This is a genomic window from Rahnella sp. 2050 (assembly GCF_040544515.1).
GTDB lineage: Bacteria > Pseudomonadota > Gammaproteobacteria > Enterobacterales > Enterobacteriaceae > Rahnella > Rahnella aceris.
Window position 1 is genome coordinate 1,015,697 of sequence record NZ_JBEPKE010000002.1, and the last position, 26,026, is coordinate 1,041,722.

Consider the following 26,026-nt stretch of genomic DNA (forward strand, 5'->3'; position numbering starts at 1 on the left):
ATTCCCTGAAATTACTGAATTTTTCTGTCCCGGGTTCTATCGAAGTCAACTCAGTTATACCCAAATCAAGTGGTATTGTAAGTATCTCTGCTTTAGTTCCACGCGCTTTTTGAGATTTCCGGTTTCTCAGCCATAAGCTGATATTCTTCCCGCGTCCAGGGTTGTTTGCCTGTGATTTGCGTAGCGATATGTTCGAGAAGCTGCTGTGTGGGTGCTTTCTTGCCAAAGCTCATCAGTGACAGAGGGAGAATAAGCAGAATAGCTAATGGAGTGAATGTGAAATAGCGCATGTTGCGGTCGTGTTGTGTATATAAAAAGATTACGCTGCAAAGACTGCCGAGAATAAATCCTGAGATCACTTCGCTGACGGAATGAGCATGCAGTGCGAGCCGGCTGATACCCACCATAATGGCAATGAAATACCCAGCAGTAATCATCAGCCTGCGTCCGTCAGGTTGAAAACGTTGGCCTATCAGCCAGAACATGACCGGCCATAAAGTGGCTGACATCGTGGTATGCCCGCTGAAGCCTGTAAAATTAAATGTACTGCTGCCAATGCCCCAGGCGAGAAACAACAGCTTTGAGATGCTCACCGCGAGGCCAGAAATACCCAGTATAATCAGCCAGATTAATGCTGTGACTGGGTTGTCAGCCTTCCATAACATAAATAAAGCGAGGGTTATTCCGGTTGGCAAAATGAGCATGCTGTCGCCAAAATAGGTCAGGATATTCCAAAGCAAAACGTAGCCCTCGACGATAAATAGTAAATTTTTAAAAAGAATCAATCGGTAAGTGTATCAGCAGGGTTTTTTTACCAAAAGGGATTAGCTTCTCTCATTTAATTTTCAGACTGCAACCCGATTTATTTCTGTAGGGTGAACTCACCCTTGGAGTATCAGCCGCATATTCTGGCGCTGCGATAAAAGCATTAAAGAAACGTAATGAAGACCAGGCAGAATTTATCGCTACTTTGTCTGAACGTTTGAAAGCGATCGAAACAACGCTTGTCATCTTTTTGCATGTTGGGACGTGTGAGCGGGGCTATATGCGGTAAGTTAATGATTTATTGCACGGTTCTTAGAGATTCTAAGCCGCAGGTCACAGGCTCGGGCCCTGTAGGGTTCAGGTCAATAGACGTCAACTGACGTCTATTTTTATGCATTAAATTCAGTGAGTTATCAGGTTTTAGCGCTTCATGGTTCAAGCTGATTTTACCTATATCAACCGACATCAAGTACTATCTGTTGGTACATGTGTTGGCATCGTAAACATCCCCTCAAAACGTACGACTAGCCTGTGCCCACACCCGGGGCGTGCGATCCGTGTCGCTTTGTGCATCGGCATTACCCAGTTTCCATGCCGCGACCGCCATCAGATGCCAGTTGCCGGCAGACAATGTCGAGCCCACACCCGTAGCAGAAAGGCTGCGGTGATTTTCGCCGTCAGCCCAGGTGTCTTTGTTCAGCCGTACTTCGCCATGATCGACGAAGGTGAACAACTGCACCATTTCGGTCAGTGCGTATCGCAGTTCGGCGCTGGTCACATACCCCTGGTCACCCTGTGCTTCGCCTTCCGGGTAAGCCCGTACGCCATACGCGCCGCCGAGGCTGATTTTTTCAGAGGAATCAAGGTTGCCGTCAGTCCATTGGCCCTGGAACTGACCATAAAGACTGATCCGATCCGTCAGGCGCTGCAGGCGCACGATGCCAGGATTGATCTTCTGAAAGGTGCCGCGAGTCCTGGCTGTGAGATCATCCAGCACTTTGTCTTGCGGGTTATCCAGCGTCAGGTTGCCCTGGCTCCAGGCCAGCGAGAATGCATTCGAACCGCCACCCAAAAAATTGTCGCGGGAGTTGCCGTTGAGACTGGCAGTCACGACATGCGACTGTTTGTGACTTTTATAGTCGTAAAGATCGATGTCATCTCTTAAGCGTTTGTCATCGAATTGCAGTTGCGCAGTCAGGCTGAAATCCCGGAGGCGAATCAGTGGCTGCTGCACAAACACGCTGGCAATCTTCGCGTTACCCGAGGCATCAAGATTGTCAAAGTTCCTGGCTAACTGATAATTCATGTACGAGTAAGCGACACCGACTTGCGTCGCCCACGGACCGATCGGTAACTGATACGCTGCCCGGAAGTAATGCTGATCTTCATCAGAACCCATGATCCGTATGCTGGCCTGATCACCCATGCCTGACGGGCTGGCGAGGTTCAGCGTACTGCCCAGACGGTATTCACCGGTGAAGCGGTTGCCATAGTTGTCCAGATCCACCTGACCCGAAACCATCGGCGCCGAGCGGGCATCGACCACCAGGTCGCTGGCACCCACGGCGGTACCGGGTTTCAGCGTGGACCGGACTTCAACGCCGGGGATTTCCTGAAGCAACAGCAGACTGCGTTCCAGAGGGCCGGCGCGCACCGCTTCACCGTTTTTCAGCGCGCGGAGCGGCGCAGCCAACGTGCCGTCGCTGATGCGCGAAGCGTTATTAAGCTTCACTTCGCCAAAATGACCTTCGAGGACGGCAATGGTGACGACGCCATTCTCCACGTCCTGAGCCGGCAAATAAGCCCGTGCCAGCGGGTAATTTTTCTGTCGATAAAACAGGGTGATACGCCCGGCCGCCGCCTGCAACTCACCAAAGCTGACCGTGCGATTTTGCAGGTCAGCCAGCAATGGCAGCAGATCGGCGCTGCTGATCGCCTGATTGCCTGTCAACCTGAATTGCGCAACCTGCATCGTTGGCCCGCGGGCAGTCGGATGAGTGTCCGGCGTGTCGGGAAGGTTCAGTTCCAGCGTCTGGCGCGGCGGTAAAACCGGCGGTTTAGTTTGGATCTCACGGATTGACTGACCCGCGTCCGGCACAATTTCAGCCCGGGCCGTACTGGCAGTTAACGTCAGGAGAGCCAGGGCAATGGGAGTAAGACGGATACGCATAAATCAAAGTCCTTCCGGAAGGCGCAAGCCTTGCTCAATTACGCTATAGAGGCCGTCGGACGGCAACTGCACCGCCAGAGACGTGGTGGGGGTCGGTAATTTACGCAGAGGTTGGGTGGTCACCACCGCTACGTTTTCGGGGGCATTGAGCAAACTGAGCAATTGGTTTAGCGGCGTTACACCGATGTTGAACGTACCGTCAGTGAAAGCGATGGCGTAATTGCTGTTGTTTAGCGAGCCTTGTTCAATCCTGTACTGACCGACTGTTTCGCCAGCACTGCGCGTCAGATTGCCGTTGAGGTGGTCACCGTTAACCAGATTTCCATTGGTGAACCAGGTCAGTGCCGGGTCGCTGGTGTTGACGATTTTGCCAAGGTTGTTAGCAATAACGGCCAGGGCGCGGGGAGCGACGATCCATTGGCCATCGGATGTTTGAGTCACGCTGTAGTTGCCATTGGTCAGGACGCCCTCCACGCGCACCACATGGGTGCCGACGTTGGTGGTGCCGCTAATGCCTGTGCTGCTCAAACCGCTGAGTACCGACACATCCTGGCCGTTGACCAGGCCGATGGCGCTCAGGGCTGGCTGGACAGGGGTCGCGCCGTACGTTGAGCTGCCACTGCTGGCCGCCACGGTGATGTTTCTGGCATTGACAGTTAAGTTTCCGTGGCTTGCAAGTGCGACCAGGTAACCCTGCAAACCGCTTAAAGTCCCCTGGCTTGCCAGGATGGCGTAAGTGCCTGCACCCGCAGTAGCCGCTGTTCCCGTTGAAGATATCGCTAAAGTGCCCGCTACCACGTTAGCCAGGGTATCGGCTGCAAATGCTCCTGTAACCCCGGCACTTACTCCAGAGGTTGTATACGCAGAGCTGACATCTGCCGTATCACCATAGGTCTTGCTGACATTTGCCGGGGTGTAGGTGACCGTCGGTTGATAGCGGAACACGTACCGGTTACCGGTTACGGAGCTCGCCGGAAGGGTATTAATGCTGGCATTCCAGATAGCAGTATTGTTGCTGTTCAGTCCGGTAAAGGTACCGGTGGCGGGGGTATTGGAATAAATCACCCAGTGGTGTCCGCCGACAGTTGAGGCGGTAACGGCATGACTGCCCGCGTTGTTAATAAAGGCACCCGTGGTGGATAACACCACATCAGACCCGCTGACATGCTCGCCCAATGCGATGGTCAAATCCCCTGCGACGCTCACGTTGCTGTTGCCGACCGCGCTCAGGGATTGGTCAAAAATGAAACTCCCGGCCCGGGTGAATTGCACATTACCGGTGGCGTTCAGACCACTGGCATCGAGGGTAAACAGCTTGTGGGCGCTGTCTGCGCTGCCGCTGGCCGTGTTCAAATCTGTCAGCAGCGAGGACAGAGAGTTTTCATTGCCCGTCAGTACCAGCGTGTCAGCCGTCAGATTGATGTTACTGGTCGTCCCCGTCACACCCTGCGTGAAGGTATTAGCCAGATTGCCGCCGCTTTGCGCATAGGTGAACACATCAGTGTTCGCCAGGGTGCCGGGCGCGAGCAGACTGTAGTAGTAACCCCCGGCGCCGATGGAGGAGGTACCGACCACCAGGCCGTTAATCACGGTGGAGACCTGGCCAGCCGCATCGCTGTTTTGAGCGAAGCCGGAAATGGCTTGCGGTGTGCCGTTCGGATATTGGGATTTCAAATAGGGGTAAAGACCGCTGGCTGTGCCCCAAACGGTATTATCGAAATAAGAAGGTAATACGCCCTGTAACTGTGCGAGGGTTAAACCGGTGACCCCGGAAGTGACGCCGCCGCCAATCCCGACAGTGTTGCCACTGGTGACGCTATTCCAGTAAACGTTTGTCACCGTGCTATTGGCTTGATTGTAGCCAATAGCACCGCCAGCGTTACTGCCCGTCGCCCCCCGCACCTGACCGGTGGAATAACTGGAGAAAATAGCGCTGTCGTTATAGCCTGCGACCCCGCCCACATTATAGTCAGCCTGGACATTGCCGAAATTGTAGCTATTGGCGAGGGAGCTGGCAGTATCGTTAAGGCCAACAACACCGCCAACAAAACTGTTGCCCGATATGTTGCCCGTATTGTAGCTGTCAGAAATCGACCCCCGGTAGCTGTTGCCTGCCACCCCGCCAACACGTGTATTGCCCGACACGTTGCCGGTGCTATAGCTGTTAGTGATGGTGGCGCTTTCGTTAGCGCCCACGACCCCGCCAACGTAGTCACCATTACCGCCATTTACGTTGCTGGAGCTGTGGCTGTTTGTCACCAGGGCACTGCCGTTATAGCCCGTTATTCCCCCTGTCCAGCGGGTGCCCGTTACCGTGCCCATGCTATAGCTGTTTGCAATCGTCGAGTTATTTCCATTAAAGCCGGCGATCCCCCCGACCATTATGCCGGAGGATGACGTTGACACCGTGCCGCTGAAATAGCTGTTTAATACAGAGGAGGAACTCTGGTTCATAGAGACGATACCGCCGACGTAAGATCCGCCGCTGATAGCGCCATTAACTACACCCAGATCCCGAACCGTTGCCCCCTGATTGTCGCCAAACAGCCCCGTGTTGTTTGCGTCCGGAGCCGTGATGGTCAGATTCGATAGGGTATGACCCAGGCCTTCAAAGGTGCCGGAGAAGGGCGAATCATAATCATAATTGCTCCCCACGAGTGCGTTCGTATATATGACGCCACTGGCATCCTGATTACGGGCCAGGGCGTAATGCCCTGCCAGTCCGCCTGCCGCTGTCTGGTCTGTAATTGCGCCAGACGAAGCCGGATCCCCGTCGATTCCGTCGATGTCGGCCATGCTGTAAACCAGCGTGTAAGCCGAACCGTTGATGTTCAAACGCTGCCCGCTGCCTTCCGGTGCCGTGAAACTGGCCGAGACGCCTTTGGCAAACGTGAGATCACCGCTGCCACTGCTGGTACCGTTGCTGTTGTTATTCGTCACCAGCACCAGACCACCTGCACCGGTGACGGAGACATTGGCATTGATCGCAATAGAGTGGAACGAGTCCAGCGTCAGGGTGTTTGGTGAACTCCAGCTCAGGGCTGAATTAACGGAAATATCACCGAGGCCTGTTGCCGTGGATGTGAGGGTGCCGGTGGTTTGCAGGGTGACGTCGGTGTTCAGGAGAGCGGCGTTGATCGTGGCCGCTGAAGCGTCATCAACGTTCAGGTCTTCAGGATCCACCCGCCAGTTACCCGTTTTGCCTTTGGTTGCCGAGGTGTTCACCTGGATGCCAGTGAAGTCAACGTGATGGCCGGAGGTTTCTACGGATCCTCCGTCACCGCTTTGCGTGCCGCCCCTGGCTGAGAAATTGCCCTTGGCCACGGTCGTTCCGTTGGACCAGACGACTATGTTGCCGCCTTTTCCCGTGGTTCCGGCGTCAGCCTTGAGGCTGCTGCCCGCATCCACGCTGACACCTTGTGCGTTAGCCAGGGGGCCTTTGCCTTGAGCGTCGCCGCCGATCTTGATGCTGCCGCCACCGCTGGCACCTGAGACATTCAGAGTGGCGGATGTGAGCGCAATGTTCTGGCCGGTGATTTGAATCGCGCCGCCCGTGCCCCGGGTTGAAGAGGCATCCAGGGTACCGGCGACGCGCACCAGACCGCTGTCACTGCCACCGAGGGAAATCTTACCGTTCTTGTTCTGCAAGCCTCGCGCTTCAATCACACCGGTGTTGTTGACCACCGTCCTGAGCAGCGCATTGCTGGCCGCCGCGGTCATAATGACCTGGCCACCGTCGGCCTGAATCAACTGGCGGTTTTCCACCAAGGCATTTCTGGTCGCTTCATCGACCTGGACGTTAAGCAAGCCATCACCTGCGAAGTCCAGCGTCACCGCATTGCCGGCGGCCAATGCGACGGTACCCTGTTTCGCAACAATCACGCCCTGGTTGCTGACGGTGCCGCCGAGTAACACCACGGCTCCCCCGTCGGCAGCGTTAATCGTGCCCTGGTTGATGACGCTGGCGTTGCTGCCATCCCCCCTGAACCTGTACTTGCCGTTAGCAAAATCCTGGTTCGAGATATTGAGTGTCGAAGCCACCAACCCGCCGACACTGACGGAGGCGTCCTGACCAAACAGCACGCCATTGGGGTTGATTAAGAACACCCGGCCATTGGCGTTGAGTTGGCCCATGATCTTCGAGCCGTCAGCACCGATCACCCGGTTCAGGGCAACCGAATCAGCGCCGGGCTGAACAAAGGTCACTTTGTTGTCTTTGCCAATATTAAAACTCTGCCAGTCAATTGCCATTTTTTGGCCGGACTGGTTGATCGTCAGTTGATGATCGGCCGCCGCGCCAATCTGGCCGCTGCCGAGAACGACATTACCGCCAGTGGGCAAATCTGCGGCCATGCTGATAACAGGCATGAATGAAACAATGAATGAGATAAGGGCAATGGCAAACGGTGGCGGCGTGATCGCGCCGTTGAATGGGGTTGAATGATCATCGACCTGAATCGCACGGACGTCACTGCGTTTTCCACGGCGAGTGGTCAGCTCACTGACGACCACAAAAGCATTACGGCTGTGGTTCCAGATCACGCTGAAGATGCAATTCATATGTACGCCTTTCATAAGGGGGGAGGAAAGCATGTTGACTAAACTGTATTAGCGGCAGGGGGCGTGCTATCGCTGGCGCACATTGGAATGAGAGGCGGTGTTGCCGCCTGTATCAGAAATATCGGCAGGGATGAGGAGAATCTTTATCAATAGAAATGTTTAATATGATATTTGCGTGTTGCGTCAAAGGGAGAGACATCAGGCGGCTAAACCCCTTGCAAACTTACCCCAATGGGGATTCATGGCGATAATGTGATCACTATTTTTCATTTCCCAGCTATTAATGACTTGGTTAAAGTAGAAGCGACTATTTTCCCCCTGAATAATTCATGAGAATTAATGATGCAAGAACTCGATACGATCGTAAATTTCGCGGCGAATCCGATATTGGATACGAATTTTCTTTCTCAGTGTAAACAGACGCTGAATGAAAAGGGCGCCCTGGTCTTGCATGACTTTCTTAATCCTGCTGCGCTGAAAGCGATTAAGCGTGAGGGGGATGAAAATCGCCATCTGGCCTATTACACCAGCAATAATCATAATGTTTATCTATTGAAACCTGATGCCGGGCTGCCAGATTCGCATCCAAGAAATCGGCAGATTGTTTCCTCAAAGGGCTGTATTACCGATGAAGAGATCCCGCAGGATTCGGCACTGCGCGCACTGTATAACGCGCCAGTGTTTCGTGCGTTTCTTTGCGCGGTGCTGGGTGAGGCGCAACTGTATCCTTACGCTGATAAACTCTCTTCAATCAACCTGCATTACGCCAGCGAAGGCCAGGAGCTGGGCTGGCATTTCGATAACTCCTCTTTTGCCATCACCCTGCTGATTCAAAAACCTCAGGCTGGCGGTGTGTTTGAATACGTTGAGAACTTACGCGACGCTGATGCTGGCGACATGAATTTTGATGGCGTGGAAAAATTACTGGATAAGCAAACTGAGCCGAAAAAACTCGGCATTGAGGCAGGCGATTTGGTGCTGTTCCGCGGCCGGAATGCGATTCATCGTGTGACTCCAACGGAGGGGGAGACCACGCGCATGCTGGTGGTTTTGGCTTACAATTCTCAGCCTGATATTTCGTTGTCTGAGTCTGCCAGAATGACCTTCTACGGGCGGATTTAACGGCCTGCGATTCTGATTCAACGCAAAGCGAATCAGCACTGCGTTTATCATCGGCTAGTGTTCGCGGCTGAACGTTGCCGCGTGCGAAGCTGAACAAGTTGCAGCTATCGATTGAACTCACCCTGTCAGGGGGATTTTCGTCAGTGCAAAATAATGCCTGGGGCTGGCAGACGATCTGTTGTCAGCTAAAACCGTTTTGATGCGCATTCAGAGATGATTGTTAATTTTTCTAATGGAAAAATTTTTTCTGAAATCTTCAGCTACTCTACGGGGGTTTTTTTAGTCCGTTTGGAGGTTTTATGGAGATTTTGAATCCCGTTTTTGAAGAAGCGTGCAGGATGGTAGGTGAATGTTGCTTTATGCTTGCTCAGAATGGGGAAGAGATAAGTCGCTCTAGAATTGCCAGTCGTTTAGAGCGTGTTCAACAATCAGCTGTGACAATAACAGGTAAGCCTAATGATGCATTGTGTCAGGCGATAGAAGGTCTTAGAGAGTAGTGGGTTACACGCACCAAAGCCCGGTCCGCTAGCCGGGTTGAAATGAGCAGAACATCACAGCCCTGAGCGCAACAGTACACATGCTGTCAGGGGAAAGGGATTTAGCAAACCGGCCAGCGCATTCAACCACGAGGCCTCTGGCCGGTTGCTGTCATGACAGTGAAAATATAATTTTGGCTGTTTCAGGTGTCAAGAATGCTTCGCACTTCACCGGGCAGGGTAAACCTGTCGTCTCATCAGCTTCAGAAGTCCAGCTCAAGTGCAAAACACAGATAGGACATCAACGGCGCGCAATGTCTGAACTGCTCTGCGCAAAAATCAATAACATCTGGCTTGCACAGATCTTCAAAGGCGATGTTTTTAATCGCGATAAAATCTTTGCGTTTTAATTCAGCTAACAGCGGGTGGTTTTTGTCGTAGCCTCTTGGCGGACGACTCAGACTGTCGCCGTCCATCACAAACCCGTTATCGTGCAATGTCTTGAGCGCTTTCTGATAGGCATTCGGGTTCTCATCAATACAGGCGCGAATCGCGTTTAACGCTTTTGATTCCGGGTGCCAGATCCCTGCCGCAATAAAACAACCGTCTTCGGCGATGTGCAGATAGAGGCCGGGTGCGTGCACATCTTTGCCCTGGAAATGACGAAACTGAATGCCGACATTGGTTTTATACGGCGTTTTATCTTTGCTGAACCGGCTGTCGCGCTGCGGGCGCATCAGGCTGCCCCCCACTTTTTTCGCGACAGCAGTCAGTCTCGGGGAAATGGCAATAATCTCTGGCTGCATTTGCTCGATAAAGCGCAGCGCGGGCGTTCTCAGCGTATTCTCGTATTCGTCCTGATTAGCCTTAAACCAGTCCCGGGTGTTGTTTTGCGCGAGTTTATTCAGAAATTGCAGACCGGCTGCGCTAAAAATTGTCCCTGCCGCAACCGGCGTTTTAGGTGTCTGAGTCGTCATTATCGATAAGCCTTTATCACTGCCAATGGGGAATCAGGGTAAATCCTGACGCCAGACACGACTCAGTGCAAACTGAAAAGTAAAAAATTTTCCGGATTAAAGGATGTGGGGAGAGTGGGTGCTTTAAAGCCCGCCAGAACAGTGCGGCGGGCCTTTTCATGTCTGATACCTGTCAGTTAATCGCGGCAGGACTCACTTTTCCCGCTTTCCCTAAGCTGTCATTCGCCCGTTCACTCAGCTCAAACAATACGGGTAATAAATGCGCGGTCGCCTTGAGATAGGCGCTGACCTGCGGGATACCTTCCGGCGGTAATATCTCACCATTCTCCAGCCCTTCGCTCAGGCACAGCAGGCCGTGGCACAATCCTTCGGCAGAGTCCGACGCCAGCGCGCTGAGATCGTAAAGCTGAGCATCTTTGAAGCGGCTGAAATCCAGCTCGGCGATCAGTGAGCGGAAGACGGTGATTGAGTTTTCAGAGAAAGCAGTTTCGGTGTTCGTCATTTTAAAACCTCCTAGATGATTAAATGACTGCAACACAAGACGCTAAACTTGGGTGGCAGCTCAGACGGGGTTAGCGTACCGGACACACTAGGAAAACCGGTGCTTCTTTCGAAGCCCCCACCTGAGCCACCATTATTTAGGGTGAATCAAAGTGCGCGGCATTATTACACAATGTCGCCTAGTTATGTCTTTCGGAACGCTAATTCCGGCTGCGGATTTTGCCGCAGCAAGGAGACTTTATTCCTGCTGCCGAAGCAAAGAAACCGGCTGGATGCATTTACAGGGAGTTGTAATCAGATTTGGAAGATATCTCGCAAGGATCGGTTCTGCCTGACTTTTATTCCCCTGCACCATATCGCCGCCATCTTCTCCCCAGTGATCCCGATCACAGAAAGTCCGGTGCAGCACGATTGTGTATATATGTGCCTTTCCTGCTCTCACCCCACAGGGCACTTGTGCTTATCGTAATGGCTGAATGATTTTTTTCTGATGTCCGTTGCTGTATTCCCCCTTTCCGGAGAAAAAAATGTCGTCATCTGATGTGGTTAAACTGACTGAAAGTTCGCTCAAAAACACCAAAGTGATGAACCTGTTTGTGTCTTTTGCGGCGGCGATGGCGGGGCTGTTATTCGGTCTCGATATTGGTGTGATTTCTGGTGCGCTTCCCTTTATTACTGAGCATTTTGTGCTGAGCAGCCGCCAGCAGGAATGGGTTGTCAGCATCATGATGCTCGGCGCAGCGTTCGGTGCGCTGGCCAATGGCTGGCTCTCTTTCCGGCTGGGACGCAAATACAGCCTGATGGCGGCAGCGCTGTTGTTTATTCTCGGTTCTCTCGGCTCCGCCTTCGCTTCCAGCATTGAAATCCTGATGGTGTCGCGCCTGATCCTCGGTTTTGCTGTCGGCATTGCGTCCTACACCGCACCGCTGTATCTGTCTGAAATGGCGTCAGAAACCATTCGCGGCAAGATGATTGCCATGTATCAGCTGATGGTGACGATCGGCATTTTGCTGGCTTTCCTTTCTGATACCGCATTCAGCAGCAGCGGTGACTGGCGCGCAATGCTGGGCGTGCTGGCGATTCCGGCGTTTGTGCTGATGATTGCGGTGTGTTTTTTACCAAACAGCCCGCGCTGGCTGGCCGCCAAAGGGCAGCATATTGAGGCCGAGCGTGTGCTGAGAATGCTGCGTGATACCTCGGAAAAGGCCCGCCAGGAACTGAATGAAATCCGTGAAAGCCTGAAACTGAAACAGGGCGGATGGGAATTATTTAAAGCCAACAGTAATGTGCGCCGGGCCGTCGGCTTAGGCATGTTGTTGCAGGCGATGCAGCAGTTTACCGGCATGAATATCATCATGTATTACGCGCCGAAGATTTTTAATCTGGCGGGATTTACCAGTACACGCCAGCAGATGATCGCCACGATTATTGTCGGTCTGACGTTTGTGCTCGCGACGTTTATTGCCATCGGCATGGTTGATAAAGCGGGACGCAAACCGGCACTGAAAATTGGCTTTAGCGTGATTGCGCTCGGCACGCTGGTGCTGGGATATTGTCTTCAGCAATTCAATCAGGGCACGGCCGGTGCCGCGCTTTCCTGGCTGTCGGTCGGTATGACCATGATGTGTATTGCCGGTTACGCCATGAGTGCGGCGCCGGTGGTATGGATCCTGTGTTCTGAAATTCAGCCGCTGAAAAGCCGTGATTTTGGTATCACCTGTTCGACCACCACCAACTGGATTTCGAACATGATTATCGGCGCTACTTTCCTGACGCTGATGGACAATATCGGTGCAGCAGGGACATTCTGGCTGTACACCGCGCTGAACGTGGTGTTCGTGGTGATCACTTTCATCCTGATACCGGAAACGAAAAACGTCACGCTGGAGCAAATAGAAAGAAACCTTATGTCCGGAAAAAAACTGCGCGATATCGGGCAGTAAACACGCCGGTGATTCATTGTGGATGTGAACAATATCAGGGAACAGTTGATGCGCGACTTACTCAAAATGACCAGCGGGCTGGATTACTATATTAATGATAACGAATTACGTGAAATTCGTTATCAGACCCGCGATAAAGTGGATGGATTTAATGCGCTGAGCGCCCGTCAGACGGCGGAGAAAGATGCCCTGATCAGGGAAATATTTGGGGAAGTGGGCAGCAATGTCCATTTTGAAAAAGGCATGCGCATTGATTACGGCATAAATACCCGAATCGGCAATAATGTTTTCATCAATTTTAATTTTGTGTTACTTGATTGCGCGCCGGTCACAATAGGGAATAACGTTTTTATCGGCCCTGATGTGCAAATTTATACCGCACAGCATCCGCTGGATATTGATTTACGTCGTGAACATATTGGCAGCGCCCGGCCAGTCACTATTGGCAACGATGTCTGGATTGGCGGCGGATGCGTGATTTTGCCCGGCGTGACCCTTGGCGATGGTTGCACGATTGGCGCCGGAAGTGTGGTCACGCGACCGGTGCCAGCGGGCGTGGTTGCCTGTGGAAACCCCTGCAAGGTGGTGCGGAAACTGACGTAATGTTTACCTGACCGTCTCTCCGACATAAAAAAGCCCGCTCTGAGGCGGGCTGCAAATGCAAAAAATACAATATTTCTTAAAGTGCGAACAGAATGAGACAAAATTTAAATAAAATCAATTAATTATCTTCCTGAAATAAGTGTCCGTTTTTTAGAGATGATTGTGATCAAATCGTGATCTTTATTGTTATTTTTATATCGCTGTCCTGCCGCGCGTGCTGACTTATGAATTTATCTCATAGCTCCTTTCATATTTTGCCCTCTGGTCGTCATAAACGAACGGCGCTATTGTTTATGACATGACGAACTTTCCAGCAGCAGTCCCCCAGGCGGAGAATGAAATGACTGATAAAATGAAAATTACCAAAAGTGGTTCTGTCCCTTCACAAAACGGCCCGGAAAATTACTTCACCGGCAAGGTGCGTATCGACTCGCCGTTCAGCGGCACTGCCTCTGCCCGTGTCGGTGGCGCAATCGTGACCTTTGAACCGGGTGCGCGTACCGCCTGGCACACGCATCCGCTGGGTCAGACGTTGATCATCACACAAGGCCGTGGCTGGTTGCAGGAGGAGGGCGGCGAAATTCGCGAAATGAATGTGGGCGATATCGTGTGGATCCCGGAAGGGGTGAAACACTGGCACGGCGCGACCCCGGAGAATGCCATGACGCACATCGCGATTGCCGAGTCCCTGAACGGCAGTCCGGTTGAGTGGATGGAAAAGGTGACGGACGCGCAGTACAGTAAGTAATCACCTGTCCTGGTGGAATTTATATAACCTTTGCTCAAAAGGGCGGCGTAAAAGCCGCCTTTTTTGTGGCAATATATTGTGACTGCATAAAATCGATACAGTTATTTCTGTATTTCCGAATTTTTATCCTAAATTCTCTGGTTAACCATTAACCTGTCTTATTTAACGCTAAAAACCCCCGTTGTTCGGCGCATTAAAATTATCGCTTTCAGTAGCTCTGAGATAAGTAACTCGACTAATATAAATAGAAATCAACTCAAGAGCCGTTTCCCGTATGCCATATTATTCTCCAGGTGAAAGTCTCGTCCGTGAGCGCTCAGAGCGCTTCTTACGGCGAATGTACTTAATGCGGATACTTGGCACTTTTCTCTGCTTTTTTCCTGTGTTTTCTGTCCTTCTTGAACGCAATGCTTCCTGGATCGCCATCAGCCTGCTGGCGCTGAATGCCTTTGTCTGGCCGCATGTCGCTATGCTGATTTCACAACGCTCAAATCACCCTAATCAGGCGGAATTCCGAAATCTGGCATTTGATGCCATCGCGGGGGGAGCCTGGGTTGCGCTGATGGGCGTTTGTCCGCTGCCGTCGGCCATTATTACGGCTATTCTCATCGCTGACCGTTTTTCTGCCGGTGGCTGGCAGTTGCTGCGCCGCGCTGCGCTGTTTTATTGCGCCGGTTTTATTGTCTGCTGGCTGTTGTCGGGAATGACGTTTTATTTCACCGTCACTGACCGGACGTTGTGGCTGACGTTGCCGCTTTCCACGATTTATATTATTGCTTTCAGTGCAGCGAATTATTCCATTTCCAGAAAGCTGCGGGATAAACAACACGAGCTGGAAAAGGCCGCCCTGATGGATCCTTTTCTCGGTTTGCCTAACAGGCGGTTACTCGACCGGCGTCTGATGCTGGAGTTTGAACGCGCAAAACATGATTTATCCTGCCTGATGGTGCTGGGCGTTGATGACCTGAAAATGGTAAATGATTTGTTCGGGCGCGAAGCGGGGGATTATGTGTTGCGCTCGGTGTCAGCGATTTTACGGCAGGAAACCGGGCAAAATGATTTCCCGGCTATTCTGGGGGGCGATGAATTTGTGGTGATCCTGCCGGGGGTTTCTGAAGAAGAAGCGTATGCCGTGGGTTACCGGTTATTACTGAAAACCTCAGAAATCCGCTTATCGCAGGATTCCGGTTTCCAGTGTTCGCTGAGTATCGGCGTGGCGACATCCCGCAATCATGAAGATTATAACCAGTGGCTGGCGGCTGCCGAACGGGCATTGGTGAATGTGAAACAAAATGGCAAAAACAGTATTGGCAGCGTGAGCAGGACAGATACTTCTGCTCAGCTACACTGAATAACGTTAACGTTTTCCGGGATGAGTAATGAAAAATATCACCATAATGTGGGTCGCTGCGGCCGTCGCCGCAGGTTTGCTGGCAGGCTGTTCATCTATCGATAAACCGGTTGGTGATGCTACCTATCGCCCGGCCAATTTTGACCCGTCGTTTACGCAGGGCGAAGCAAGTTATACGACATCCGTGTTTTCAATCCTTGAGCGGCAGCGTCGCGCGGATACCTACAAAAAGATCTTCGATTTTTGTAGCGGCAAATTCCAGACGCTGGGTGAAAGCAACGACGGCGAGAAGGTACACATAAGATTTGCCTGTCTGCCTAAAAATATTGCGCAGACGCAAAGTCCGTACTCAATGCAGCAGAAGTCGCCTTCGCTGTACTAAAATTGACTATTGGCAATGTTATCCGGAGATTTTATGAGCAAGGAAAGACCTGATTTTATCCGACACTGGACCGAGCTGGAAGGTCCAGACGACGGCAATTATCCCGGCGATGATGAACTGATGTCGATTGGCGCACCGCTCGGCAGAGCGCTTGGCCTGACGAAAATTGGTATTCATCACGAACGTTTATTACCGGGGCGTCGTACCTGTTACGCCCATGCGGAAAGTGCGGAAGATGAATTTGTGTACGTGCTGGAAGGGTATCCTGACGCGTGGATTAACGGCCATCTGCATCCGCTGAAACCGGGCGATGCCGTGGCCTTTCCGCACGGCACCGGTATCTGTCACACCTTCATTAATAACAGCGATGAGGAAGTGCGGCTGCTGGTGGTGGGGGAGGCAAATAAGCCGGAAAACCGGATTTATTACCCTCTGAATCAGGAATATGAAGCGACGCGCAAAGACCGCTGGGTGGATGTACCTGAGCAACAATTTGGTGATCACGACGGCATTTCGGACCAGCGACGTGAACAAAAGAAAAAGCCGGTCAGTTGAATGCCGGCTTTTCTATGGCTGACGTGCGTGTAAACCCATTTATTGAATGGAAAGCGACTGCCAGCGTTGCTGACAATACGGCATCATTCGGTGAATTTTCAGGCTCTGTGCCTGATGACGGTTCAGTGAATAGCCCTCCGGCGTAATCTCTAAGGTATCGCCGGTTTGCAGCTTAAAATCATTGTCTACGGACAAAATCAGCTTCAGGTTTTTAAAAGCCTGGATACAGATATATTTCAGTCCGGTCTGCGGGATATTCAGGATGTCGATGATCTTCCATTCCATACATTCACTCCTTTTCTGTGGCTGCCTGATTTTCGTTTCCCTTTTCTACCTCAAATCCCTGTCATTTTTTGTCATGACAAAGTAATGATTTCTTTATAGGCGTTCCTGTTATTTCATTGCTTGAAGTGACTCACAAAAAAGGATTGCCGAAACCATGCAGATCGCAGAATGGATTATTTAAGGACAATCTTGCATTTTTCGGAAGGTTATTCAGAACGTAAAAGGAAACTAAAAGACTTGAAATCACCGCCATAAAACGGGTATTTCTGGATGCTTTCTACTTTTCTTTTATTTTTCAGGGGCAGGATGAGATGAATTATTGGGTAAAGGGTTTTCTGGGCACCTTATTCGCGTTGAGCACATTTTCTGTGCTGGCAGAAAACTGTATCGAAACCCGCGGGGCAATTGACATGGGATCCGGCACCACCAAAATTCAGGTGGCGCAGGTTGATATTTGCCGACATCTGCCGGGAAAAGTGCTGTATGAAGACCAAAAACCGCTGGGCTTTAATGAGGATTTGGGCAAATCCGGCAACAACCAGATCAGCGAGGCCATGCAACAACAGGGCGTGACGGCGCTGAAACAGATGGTTGATAAAGCCCGCAGCTTTCATCCGCAGCGCATTACCGGCGTTGCCACCGCAGTGTTTCGTTCAGCGGCTAACGGTCAGCAGGTTATTGACCGTTTCAACCAGCAGACACAAATCCAGCTTCGTGTGATTTCTCAGGAACAGGAGGCGGAGCTGGGTTTCCTGTCGGCGAAGGCGGCGCTGCATGACAACACCATCAACAATCAGGATCTGCTGGTCTGGGATATCGGCGGCGGCTCGATGCAAATGACCGCCATCCGCGAACAAAACGGTCAGCCAGTGACGGATATATATCAGGGCAAACTGGCATCGGTAACCCTGAAAGAATTCATTATCAGCGTGCTTAAAAATCAGGAACTGGATAAAGCCGCCTCGCCGAACCCGATTGGATCGCTGCGCAATACGGTGCTGCGTTACGTGAATTTCTACGCGAGGACCCACGTCAGTCCTCAAATCAAACAGGATGCGCAAACCCGCCGGGTGATTGGTATCGGCGGCGTTCATGGTTTTTCGCTGAAAGACCAGATCCATCCGGCGAACAATACTTACAGTCTGGCTGATGTAGAACGCGTGTCGAAAAATCAGGTGTGGAAAGGGGACAGTGAACTTACCGGCGAATACCGCGCGACCGATGTCAGCAATTTACTGCTGGTGGAGGGCTTTATGCAGGCGCTGAATATCTCACAGGTGACGATTGTCAAAGCCAGCCTGATCCAGGGCATCCTGGTGCAATAAATTCCTGAAGCGATAAGCGACACTTTTTATCTTGAGAGTAAAAGTTATCGCTGAGAGTAAAAGCGTTGATGTAAAAGCATTCAAAATGGCTGTATTGACTGAAGGAGCAGAATGACATGACAACTGACTCAGGCACTCCCCCGCAGGATGATTTCATCTGGCTCGAAGGTTTACGCAACGAAAAAGCCCTTGAATGGGCGCGTGAGCAAAATGCCATCACGCTGGCAGCGTTTACGCAGGGTCACGATTTCGAGCCGCTGCGGGAGAAAGTGCTGGAAGGCCTGAATTCGCCGGATCAAATCCCCGGCGTGTGGAAATGTGGCAACGACTGGTACAACTTCTGGCAGGACGCGAAGAACCCGAAAGGCATTTTACGCAAGACCACGCTTGATGAATTCCGTAAAGCCGAACCGCAATGGCACACCGTACTGGATATCGATGCGCTGGGTAAAGCCGAAGGGAAGGAGTGGGTGTTTCACGGTTTCTGGAATTTAAAACCGGATTTCGGGCGTGCGTTGTTAGTGCTGTCGCCAGACGGCGGTGATGCCTCTGAAGTGCGTGAGTTTGATTTAATCACTCAGGATTTTGTGCCGGACGGTTTTTATTTGCCGGTCGCGAAAAGCCGCATCAGCTGGATTGACCGCGACCATTTGTTTGTCGCCACTGATTTTGGTGAAGGCTCAATGACCGGTTCCGGTTATCCGCGCATCGTCAAAATCTGGCAGCGTGGTACACCGCTGTGCGAAGCGGTCACGGTGTTCAGCGCAGAAAAGACAGACATGATGGCGGCGGGTTATAGCGATGCCACCAAAGGGTTTGAGCGCAATTATGTGGTGCGTGTCACCGACTTCTATCACCGTGAAGTGTTCCTGCTTGATGACGACAAAAACTTAATCAAAATCGATCTGCCGGCGGATGCCAAATTCAGTAGCTGGCGCGAGTGGATCCTGATCCAGCCTTCAAGTGAATGGCAGGTGAACGGCGAAAGCTGGCCGTCCGGTTCGTTGCTGACCATGAATTTTGACGCTTTTATGGCAGGCGGTCGCACGCTGAAACCCCTGTTTATGCCGGGTGCGCATTCTTCTCTCAGCGGCGTGACGGCAACCCGTGACCAGCTCAACGGCTATTCCTACACCCGTGATCATATCATCCTCAGTATCACGCGTGATGTCGTCAACCGGCTTGAAGTGCTGACGCCAAAAGACGGCGACTGGCAGCGTGAGCCGTTCGGCAAAGTGCCGGAACTGAGCAAAATCAATGCGTGGGGCGTGGATGATGAGACCAATGAATATTTCATGAGTGTCAGCGGTTTCCTGCAACCGGCCAGTTTGTCGCTCGGAAATCTGGATAGTGGCGCGGACGTGGAAGCCGAACTGCTGAAACAAGATCCGTCGCATTTTGATGCCACCCGTTATCAGGTCAGCCAGCATTTCGCGGTGTCCGACGACGGTACCCGCGTGCCGTATTTTGTCATCTCGCGCAAAGATGTGGCGTATGACGGCAGGAACCCGACGCTGCTTTATGGCTACGGTGGTTTCGAAGTCTCCCTTGAGCCGTATTATCTCGGGGTCAGCGGTGTGTCGTGGCTGGATCGCGGCGGCGTGTTTGTGGTGGCAAATATCCGTGGCGGTGGCGAATACGGGCCGGAATGGCATAAAGCGGCGCTGAAAGAAAAACGTCTGCGCGCTTACGAAGATTTCGCGTCCGTGGCGAAGGCGCTGATTGCCAGCAAGATCACCTCACCGGCCCATCTGGCGGCGCAGGGCGGCAGCAACGGCGGTTTACTGGTCGGCAATATGCTGACACGCTACCCGGAATTATTCGGGGCCATCGTGTGTGAAGTGGCGCTGCTGGATATGTACCGGTACACGCAAATCTCGGCTGGCGCTTCGTGGATGGCTGAATACGGCGACCCGCAGAAACCGGAAGAATGGGCGTTTATCCGCGAATTTTCGCCGTATCACAATATCGATCCGGCAAAAAAATATCCGCCGGTATTGTTCTCAACGGCGACCAGCGATGACCGCGTCGGGCCTGACCATGCACGTAAAATGGCAGCGAAAATGCAGGCGCTGGGTATCCCGCAGGTCTATTTTTACGAGAATACTGACGGCGGCCACAGCGCCGCGGCTGACAAAAAACAGTCCGCGTTTAAACGGGTGATGGTGAGCGAATTTCTGCTGCACTTTATTGGCCGTGACAAAGCCAGCGGCTGATATTGCCCGCGAGAGTCTGATGAAAAACGGGATGCCTCTGTGGTATCCCGTTAATATTTCGACATGTTTTAACTCCCTCTGTCCGCTTTAAAAACGTTGCCCCCTTCACCTTTCCTTGTTTATTATTTCGGCTTGTGTTGATAACAATTATCAAAATCATTTCTCATTCATTCTCATTTTCGGGTAATCGCATGTTAAAGAATACTGCTCGCGTGCTGTCTGTTGCCGGTCTGATGGCGGCCTCCTTTGCCAGTTTTGCTACCACGTATCCGCTGACGGTCACGGACATAGCCGGTCAGAAAGTCACCATCGATAGAGCGCCGCAACGGGTCATTTTGCAGGACGGGCGCGATCTTCTGGCGCTGGCGGTGCTGGATAAAGCCAATCCTTTTCAGCATGTGGTGGCCTGGAATAACCTGCTGAAGAAAACTGACAGCGGCACCTGGGAGATGCTGAAAAGCAAATGGCCTGAATCGGCGAAAATCCTCGATATGGGATTCAGCGACAAAGGGCAGGTGGATCTGGAAACGGTGATCGCTAAAAAACCAGATCTGATGATTGCGCAGATGAGGGCGAAAGATTCACTGGCGCAGGCCGGGGTGCTGGATAAACTCGCCGCGTTGCACATCCCTGTACTGTTTGTCGATTACGAACTGGATCCGGCAAAAAACACCGCGCCAAGTATTGATCTGCTCGGCAAAGTGATGAATAAGGAGGATAACGCCCGCGCCTACACCACGTTCTATAACCAGCATTTCCAGGCTATTCAGAAAGCCGCAGAGGCGATTAAAACCAGGCCGAATGTGTTTATCGAGCCAATTGCCGGTCGCGACGACTCCTGCTGTTTCACACACGGTAATGCGGGATGGGGAAAACTGATCCAGGCGGTAGATGCCAATAACATCGGTTCCAGCCTCCTGCCGGGCGCATCAGGCACCGTTTCTCTGGAACAGGTGATCAGCATGAAGCCGGACGTTTACATCATGACCGGTTCGGCACGTCCGAAAAGTGGCTCTGTGACGCATATTCTGCCGTTTGGCTACGGTGCGGATGAAGCGGATGTGGATAAAGAAGCCAAAGTGTTGCTTTCACGCACCGGCGTGGCGCAAATCCCTGCGGTGAATGCGGGCCACGTTTACGGTATTTATCACCAGTTCTACAACCATCCGTATAACATTGTCGGGATGGAATATCTGGCGAAGTTTATTTATCCGCAACAGTTTAAAGATCTGGACCCGGCGAAGACTTACCACGACATCGTACGTAACTATACCAACCTGCCGGATCAGGATTTCATCCTTGGCTGGACACCGAAAAAGTAAGTGCTGATAATTCCCCCGCCTGTGGCCCCGCAGGCGGTTTTTCAATCCCTCTGCGCGCTTTCTGCACTAACTTTACCTCCGTCACATTTGTTGACACTCCGTTAATTTATACAAAAAACTAACTGTATTACTGTATCTGAATAACGCCGACCGGCGTCGCTCCTGACGCAGTACGACATATCAACAAGGTGAATTTATGCAATCTGAAGAACAGCGTTTAATTGACGGGCTTTTTAGTCGCTTACAACAGGCTGAGTCCAACACGGCACCGCGTGATGCGGAAGCTGAACGTGTGATTCAGGCCCATATTCGTCAGCAGCCATCTGCCCCGTATTACATGGCGCAGGCAATGATTATTCAGGAAGCGGCGCTGACCAAACTGAATGCGCAGGTACAAGAATTGCAACAGCAGGTTCAGCAGTTGCAACAACAGGCGCAGACGGCCAAACCGCAAAGCACCGGTTTTCTGGCTGGCTTGTTTGGCGGTGGCACGTCTCAGCCTGAACCGCAACGCCAGGCTTCGCAGGGCAGCCAGCCCATTCCCGGTACGCAAGGCTGGGGAAGTCAGCCTCAGCAACAGCAATATGCCCAACAGCCGCAACAGCAGGCACCGGCACAAGCTGCACCCCAGCAGCCGGGTTTTCTGGGCAGTGCATTGCGCACGGCGGCGGGCGTCGCGGGTGGGGTGGTGCTGGCGGATATGCTGACCGGCATGTTCCATCACAGCCAGCCGCAGGAAATCGTCAATATCATCGAAGAACCGCCAGTGCAGGATCTCAATCCTGCCGACAGCAGCTTCCTCGATAACAGTCAGGGTTTCGACAGCAATCAGCCGTCATGGGAAGATGCGTCGCTGCGTAATGACAATTCGGATTTGGGGTTTGGAAATGATGACTTCAACACTGATGATTTCAACAATGATGATGACTCATTCTTCTAACCGGTTGATGTCATAAGGCTATTAAGGGGCTTTTTGGCAGCAGAAAAAAGCAGCAGAAGGTGAAGAGTGAGAGGTTTATCGCTTATTGCCATCAGAATTCTGGACAAAAGCCAAATCTGTTGCTGTACTGTGTTTGACACACATTTTGTGTCCAACATTCACGTAAAGGTAAGTTTGATGTCTAAGATTAAAGGTAGCGTTAAGTGGTTCAATGAATCTAAAGGTTTTGGTTTCATTACCCCTGAAGATGGCAGCAAAGATGTTTTCGTTCATTTCTCTGCTATTTCCAGCAACGGTTTCAAAACCCTTGCTGAAGGCCAACGCGTAGAGTTCGAAATCACCAATGGTGCCAAAGGCCCGTCGGCTGCTAACGTTATCGCTATCTGACTTTAGCCGATTTATTGAAAAACCCGCCGAAGCGGGTTTTTTTTTGCCTGCCGTTCGCCAGAACCTTATGCCGGTTTACGCACCAGCGTCACGAACATCAGGATAGCAATCGCGTAGCAGCCGAGAATGGTCAGCCCCATCGACAACGCCGGATGGCTGCCGAAACCCGTTATCGGTACGGCAACTGCCCCGAGCGCAAACATACACACGCCCAGCAGGGCAGACGCGCTGCCTGCATTTTTCCCCTGACTTTGCATCGCCAGCGAGCCTGCATTCGGGCTGATAATCCCTATCACCATCACCGAGAAGAACAGCGGCACCAGTAACATCACGAGTGGCGCATTCAGGCTGGCGGAAATCACCAGCGCCACCGAGGCCACTGCGGCGATGCACAAACCGGCCTTGACCAGCGCCATTTCGCCGAAGCGGCGGCTCAGACGGGTAGACACCTGTGCGGAAATCACCAGGCCGATGCCGTTAATCGCAAAGCACAGGCTGAACATCTGCGGGCTGAGATGGTAAATCTGTTGCAGCACAAAAGGTGACGCGCCGATATACGCGAACATCCCGGCCATAATAAAGCCCTGTGTCAGGCACAGCCCCATAAACGGACGATGTTTCAGCAGGCTGAATACCGAGCCCAGCATGCTGAAAATACCGCCCCCTGAACGGCGTTCGGGCGTTAAGGTTTCATGCAGTTTTAGCGAGGAGAAGCTGAACAGTAAGATGGCAATAAACGCCAGTACGCCGAATATTCCCCGCCAGTTAACCCAGTGCAACATTGCGCCGCCCAGTACCGGGGCGATGATCGGTGCCAGCCCGTTCACCAGCATCAGCAACGCAAAAAACCGTGTCAGTTCGTGCCCGTTATACAAATCCCTTGCCACCGCGCGTGACAATACCGCGCCACCGGCACCGGCGATCCCTTGCAACAGACGAGCGACAATCAGCTGACTGATGTCCTGTGCCACCGCACACCAGACCGAGGCAGCCAGCAATAACGCCAGTGACCATAATAGCGGGCGCATACGGCCATAGCGGTCGCTCAGCGGGCCGAACAGTAACTGGCCGAAACCGAGGCCGAGTAAACCGGCGGTCAGGCTTAACTGCGCGCTGGCGGTGGACGTATTCAGGTCGCCAGCCATCTCCGGCAATGCCGGTAAATATAAATCCGTACATAACGGCCCGAGTGCGGCAAGCGAGCCTAGAACAAGGGCGTAACCGAGGCGTTTTTCGTGCAGGTGAGCGCTCATGGTGAAAGTTTATTCCAGTTTGCTGGTGGTTAAATCCGTTTCGAAGAGGCTCCGGAAGTAGCGATGGTATAAGGCTTCCAGAATCTCAGCGTCGGCGTGAACAGTCGTCAGGCGACGAAAAGCCGTGCCTTCGCAAATGACCGCTAATGATTCGACTTTTGCGGTCATTTCAGCATCGGAAAATTGCGGGAAGGTGGCACTGAGGAGCGTTTTTGCTTCGTTAAAAAGCTGTTTTTCGGAGTCACGCCAGATTTTTTCCACGATCGGATTACGGGTCGCTTCTGCGGCGACTTCCAGCATCAGCGCGTGGTCAATTTCGGCCTGCTCTTTTTGTTCGATGCACTGATCTTCTTTATACGGCGCGCTTAAATTGCCAATCCGACGGTGCGCCAGGTTATGAGCCACCTGCTGCAAATTATGCGCGTTGCCGGTCATCAGCCTGATTTTTTTCATCACTATTCGCCGCACGATATCTTCGATGATCGCATCTTTATTGGCGAAGTAGCGGTATATCTGCCCCACACTGAGCTGTGAAGTTTTAGCGATTTCAGCCATACCGGCACCATGAAAACCATGCTTGCGAAAACACAGGCGGGCGGCGGCAATAATCTGGTCGCGTCGTGCGCTGATGCGCGCATCTTTAGTGCATTGTTGTGGGTGAAGCATGAGATACCCGGTAATGTGACTGATGTAGGTTGCGAACGATCATTCTCAAGTATAGGCAATAAGGAGGAACAGGTAAATATTTGTATTATGAATGAAATAAAAAGTGGCGTTTCGTTTCCGCGCAATTAAGCGTGACGCACAAAGGCAAACGGCGCAATCCAGAGGAATGCGCCGTTTACGGGAAGGGGGGCTGCGGGTCAGGCGGGGCTGTTAAGCAAAGTATGCCTGTAAAAAAGCCGCAACTGTCAGAACACAGAGGGCAACAACCAGGAACTCAGAAGACGTTTTTGGAACAGAAAACATGTCATACCTCAAAGATAAACCAGAGTGAACTGACGCTATTATCTGCAGATAAGATGAAGGAAACATTAAGATACGGCGGGAGGAGGTGAACCCGCGTCACAGATTTATCACAGCGATGCCTTTTGTCATTAAAAAGGCATCGCCGGAGGATAGGATCAGTGTGCGCTGAACCAGCTGACCAGCATAAACGCCAGTAATGTCATGGCCAGTGAGCCGGCCAGATTCAGCGCCATGTTCAGCAGGGCGGCGCCAAAGCGACCATCCTGTAGCATGTAAACCACTTCCAGAGAGAAGGTGGAGAAGGTTGTCAGACCACCGCAGAAGCCGGTGGTGATCAGCAGCTTCCATACCGGGTCGATATGGGTCAGGCGGGTGAAAATCGCGATGCCCAGACCAATGATAAAGGCGCCGACCAGATTCACGGTCAGGGTGCCGGCGGGCAGTAGCGGACTCATTCCGTTCATTTTGAGACTGACATACCAGCGCACAACGCTGCCAATACCACCGCCAATAAAGACTGCAAGTAAGGTGCTAAACATAGTGATACCTTAAAAAATAGATGAAATTCAGAAAGGCCCGGACATGACGCTACGAACCTCTCGCGAGATTGCGCAGACATCATCAGCCGGTAAAGGCGGTTTGGGAGGAATGTCATCTCCACAGTGTAAAGTAATGCAGGCGCTCAGTTTACATTGTGTGATGGCGCTTGTGTAGACGCGTTTCGGAAACAGTTTTTGAAAAGGAAAAGGCGATGTTAATCAGAGAAGGTACCGTGCAGGATGCGCCAGTTCTGGCACAATTGCTGGGGGATTTGGATTATCCCAACAGGTCTGAAGCGATAGCAGAACGTGTGGCAAAAATGGCCGTGAACCCGGACAGCCGCCTGTTAGTGGCCGAAACAGAAGGTCAGGCTGTCGGGTTTATTTCGTTGCATTTTATTCCGCAAATTGCGCTGGCTGGCGAATTTTGTCGTATCAGTTATTTGTGCGTCAGCGATCACGCGCGTGGCGGCGGTATTGGCCAGAAATTGCTGGATGAGGCCGAACGTCTGGCAGCGGACCGGGGGTGTGACCGGATGGAAGTTCACAGCCATACCCGCCGTGTACGCGCCCACACTTTTTATGCGCGGGCGCAGTACGAGGAATCGCCAAAGTATCTGCTGAAAAAACTCTGAAT

At 52.1% G+C, this 26,026-nt stretch carries 22 protein-coding genes and 1 riboswitch; of the genes, 13 read left to right on the plus strand and 9 right to left on the minus strand.

The genetic code is table 11. From position 1 onward, the window contains the following. Nucleotides 1-92: 92 nt before the first annotated feature. The 3 genes from ABIC79_RS11950 to ABIC79_RS11960 all read right to left on the minus strand — a co-directional run bounded on the left by ABIC79_RS11950 (nt 93) and on the right by ABIC79_RS11960 (nt 7,495). Nucleotides 93-740, minus strand: coding sequence for a phosphatase PAP2 family protein (locus tag ABIC79_RS11950; protein ID WP_166860594.1), 648 nt, complete (start codon nt 738-740; stop codon nt 93-95). A gap of 536 nt (nt 741-1,276) precedes the next feature. Beyond that, nucleotides 1,277-2,935 (minus strand): ShlB/FhaC/HecB family hemolysin secretion/activation protein, encoded by a 1,659-nt coding sequence (locus ABIC79_RS11955; RefSeq protein ID WP_166860592.1) that lies wholly within the window; start codon nt 2,933-2,935, stop codon nt 1,277-1,279. A gap of 3 nt (nt 2,936-2,938) precedes the next feature. Continuing rightward, entirely contained in the window at nt 2,939-7,495 is a 4,557-nt protein-coding gene (locus ABIC79_RS11960) for a two-partner secretion domain-containing protein (RefSeq protein ID WP_354567222.1), read from the minus strand. A gap of 342 nt (nt 7,496-7,837) precedes the next feature. On the opposite strand from ABIC79_RS11960, the gene ABIC79_RS11965 reads away from it, so the two are divergent. Then, a complete protein-coding gene (locus tag ABIC79_RS11965) occupies nt 7,838-8,617 on the plus strand; it encodes a HalD/BesD family halogenase (protein WP_015690279.1) in 780 nt (259 codons plus the stop codon). 739 nt (nt 8,618-9,356) lie between these two features. Here the strand turns inward: ABIC79_RS11965 and ABIC79_RS11970 are convergent. Together ABIC79_RS11970 and ABIC79_RS11975 are read right to left on the minus strand one after the other, a co-directional pair. Continuing rightward, the gene (locus tag ABIC79_RS11970; RefSeq protein WP_013576527.1) at nt 9,357-10,070 is read right to left on the minus strand and encodes a DUF2461 domain-containing protein; all 714 of its coding nucleotides are present in this window, start codon (nt 10,068-10,070) and stop codon (nt 9,357-9,359) included. Nucleotides 10,071-10,242: 172 nt separating this feature from the next. After that, nucleotides 10,243-10,572 carry a hypothetical protein gene (locus ABIC79_RS11975; RefSeq protein WP_013576526.1) on the minus strand — a complete coding sequence of 110 codons (330 nt, stop codon included), beginning with the start codon at nt 10,570-10,572 and terminating at the stop codon, nt 10,243-10,245. Between the two features lie 499 nt (nt 10,573-11,071). Here ABIC79_RS11975 and ABIC79_RS11980 point away from each other — a divergent pair, with 499 nt between their 5' ends. The 6 genes from ABIC79_RS11980 (at nt 11,072) to ABIC79_RS12005 (ending at nt 16,153) form a co-directional block, all read left to right on the plus strand. Continuing rightward, complete coding sequence (locus tag ABIC79_RS11980) at nt 11,072-12,514, plus strand: sugar porter family MFS transporter (protein WP_255425171.1); 1,443 nt, start codon at nt 11,072-11,074, stop codon at nt 12,512-12,514. 48 nt (nt 12,515-12,562) lie between these two features. Beyond that, on the plus strand, nt 12,563-13,117 hold the full coding sequence (locus tag ABIC79_RS11985; RefSeq protein ID WP_013576524.1) for a sugar O-acetyltransferase: 555 nt from the start codon (nt 12,563-12,565) through the stop codon (nt 13,115-13,117). 352 nt (nt 13,118-13,469) lie between these two features. Beyond that, the gene (locus ABIC79_RS11990) at nt 13,470-13,865 is read left to right on the plus strand and encodes a (R)-mandelonitrile lyase (protein ID WP_015690278.1); all 396 of its coding nucleotides are present in this window, start codon (nt 13,470-13,472) and stop codon (nt 13,863-13,865) included. Nucleotides 13,866-14,211: 346 nt separating this feature from the next. After that, nucleotides 14,212-15,216, plus strand: a complete 1,005-nt coding sequence (locus tag ABIC79_RS11995; RefSeq protein ID WP_223509239.1) for a diguanylate cyclase — start codon at nt 14,212-14,214, stop codon at nt 15,214-15,216. A gap of 28 nt (nt 15,217-15,244) precedes the next feature. Beyond that, complete coding sequence (locus tag ABIC79_RS12000) at nt 15,245-15,598, plus strand: hypothetical protein (RefSeq protein ID WP_013576521.1); 354 nt, start codon at nt 15,245-15,247, stop codon at nt 15,596-15,598. Nucleotides 15,599-15,631: 33 nt separating this feature from the next. Further along, nucleotides 15,632-16,153 carry a cupin domain-containing protein gene (locus ABIC79_RS12005; protein WP_013576520.1) on the plus strand — a complete coding sequence of 174 codons (522 nt, stop codon included), beginning with the start codon at nt 15,632-15,634 and terminating at the stop codon, nt 16,151-16,153. 39 nt (nt 16,154-16,192) lie between these two features. Here the strand turns inward: ABIC79_RS12005 and ABIC79_RS12010 are convergent, their stop codons facing one another. Next, a complete protein-coding gene (locus tag ABIC79_RS12010) occupies nt 16,193-16,438 on the minus strand; it encodes a hypothetical protein (protein WP_013576519.1) in 246 nt (81 codons plus the stop codon). Nucleotides 16,439-16,749: 311 nt separating this feature from the next. On the opposite strand from ABIC79_RS12010, the gene ABIC79_RS12015 reads away from it, so the two are divergent. From ABIC79_RS12015 to cspE, 5 genes are all read left to right on the plus strand, one after another. After that, complete coding sequence (locus tag ABIC79_RS12015; RefSeq protein ID WP_013576518.1) at nt 16,750-17,763, plus strand: Ppx/GppA phosphatase family protein; 1,014 nt, start codon at nt 16,750-16,752, stop codon at nt 17,761-17,763. A 116-nt stretch (nt 17,764-17,879) separates the two neighbouring features. Continuing rightward, nucleotides 17,880-19,979, plus strand: a complete 2,100-nt coding sequence (locus ABIC79_RS12020) for a prolyl oligopeptidase family serine peptidase (protein ID WP_354567226.1) — start codon at nt 17,880-17,882, stop codon at nt 19,977-19,979. A gap of 191 nt (nt 19,980-20,170) precedes the next feature. Further along, a complete protein-coding gene (locus ABIC79_RS12025; RefSeq protein WP_126125061.1) occupies nt 20,171-21,301 on the plus strand; it encodes an ABC transporter substrate-binding protein in 1,131 nt (376 codons plus the stop codon). Nucleotides 21,302-21,497: 196 nt separating this feature from the next. After that, a complete protein-coding gene (locus ABIC79_RS12030; protein WP_013576515.1) occupies nt 21,498-22,241 on the plus strand; it encodes a DUF2076 domain-containing protein in 744 nt (247 codons plus the stop codon). 177 nt (nt 22,242-22,418) lie between these two features. Further along, entirely contained in the window at nt 22,419-22,628 is a 210-nt protein-coding gene (cspE, locus tag ABIC79_RS12035; RefSeq protein WP_009636912.1) for a transcription antiterminator/RNA stability regulator CspE, read from the plus strand. Nucleotides 22,629-22,693: 65 nt separating this feature from the next. Here the strand turns inward: cspE and ABIC79_RS12040 are convergent, their stop codons facing one another. From ABIC79_RS12040 to crcB, 3 genes are all read right to left on the minus strand, one after another. Then, entirely contained in the window at nt 22,694-23,881 is a 1,188-nt protein-coding gene (locus ABIC79_RS12040) for a multidrug effflux MFS transporter (RefSeq protein ID WP_354567230.1), read from the minus strand. Between the two features lie 9 nt (nt 23,882-23,890). After that, entirely contained in the window at nt 23,891-24,547 is a 657-nt protein-coding gene (locus ABIC79_RS12045; protein ID WP_013576513.1) for a TetR family transcriptional regulator, read from the minus strand. A 458-nt stretch (nt 24,548-25,005) separates the two neighbouring features. Next, nucleotides 25,006-25,389: a fluoride efflux transporter CrcB gene (gene crcB / locus ABIC79_RS12050; protein WP_037037017.1), complete on the minus strand. Its 384-nt coding sequence runs from the start codon at nt 25,387-25,389 to the stop codon at nt 25,006-25,008. 66 nt (nt 25,390-25,455) lie between these two features. Further along, nucleotides 25,456-25,518: riboswitch (Fluoride riboswitch) on the minus strand. A gap of 83 nt (nt 25,519-25,601) precedes the next feature. On the opposite strand from crcB, the gene ABIC79_RS12055 reads away from it, so the two are divergent. Continuing rightward, nucleotides 25,602-26,024 carry a GNAT family N-acetyltransferase gene (locus ABIC79_RS12055; RefSeq protein ID WP_126125060.1) on the plus strand — a complete coding sequence of 141 codons (423 nt, stop codon included), beginning with the start codon at nt 25,602-25,604 and terminating at the stop codon, nt 26,022-26,024. Nucleotides 26,025-26,026 lie beyond the last annotated feature (2 nt).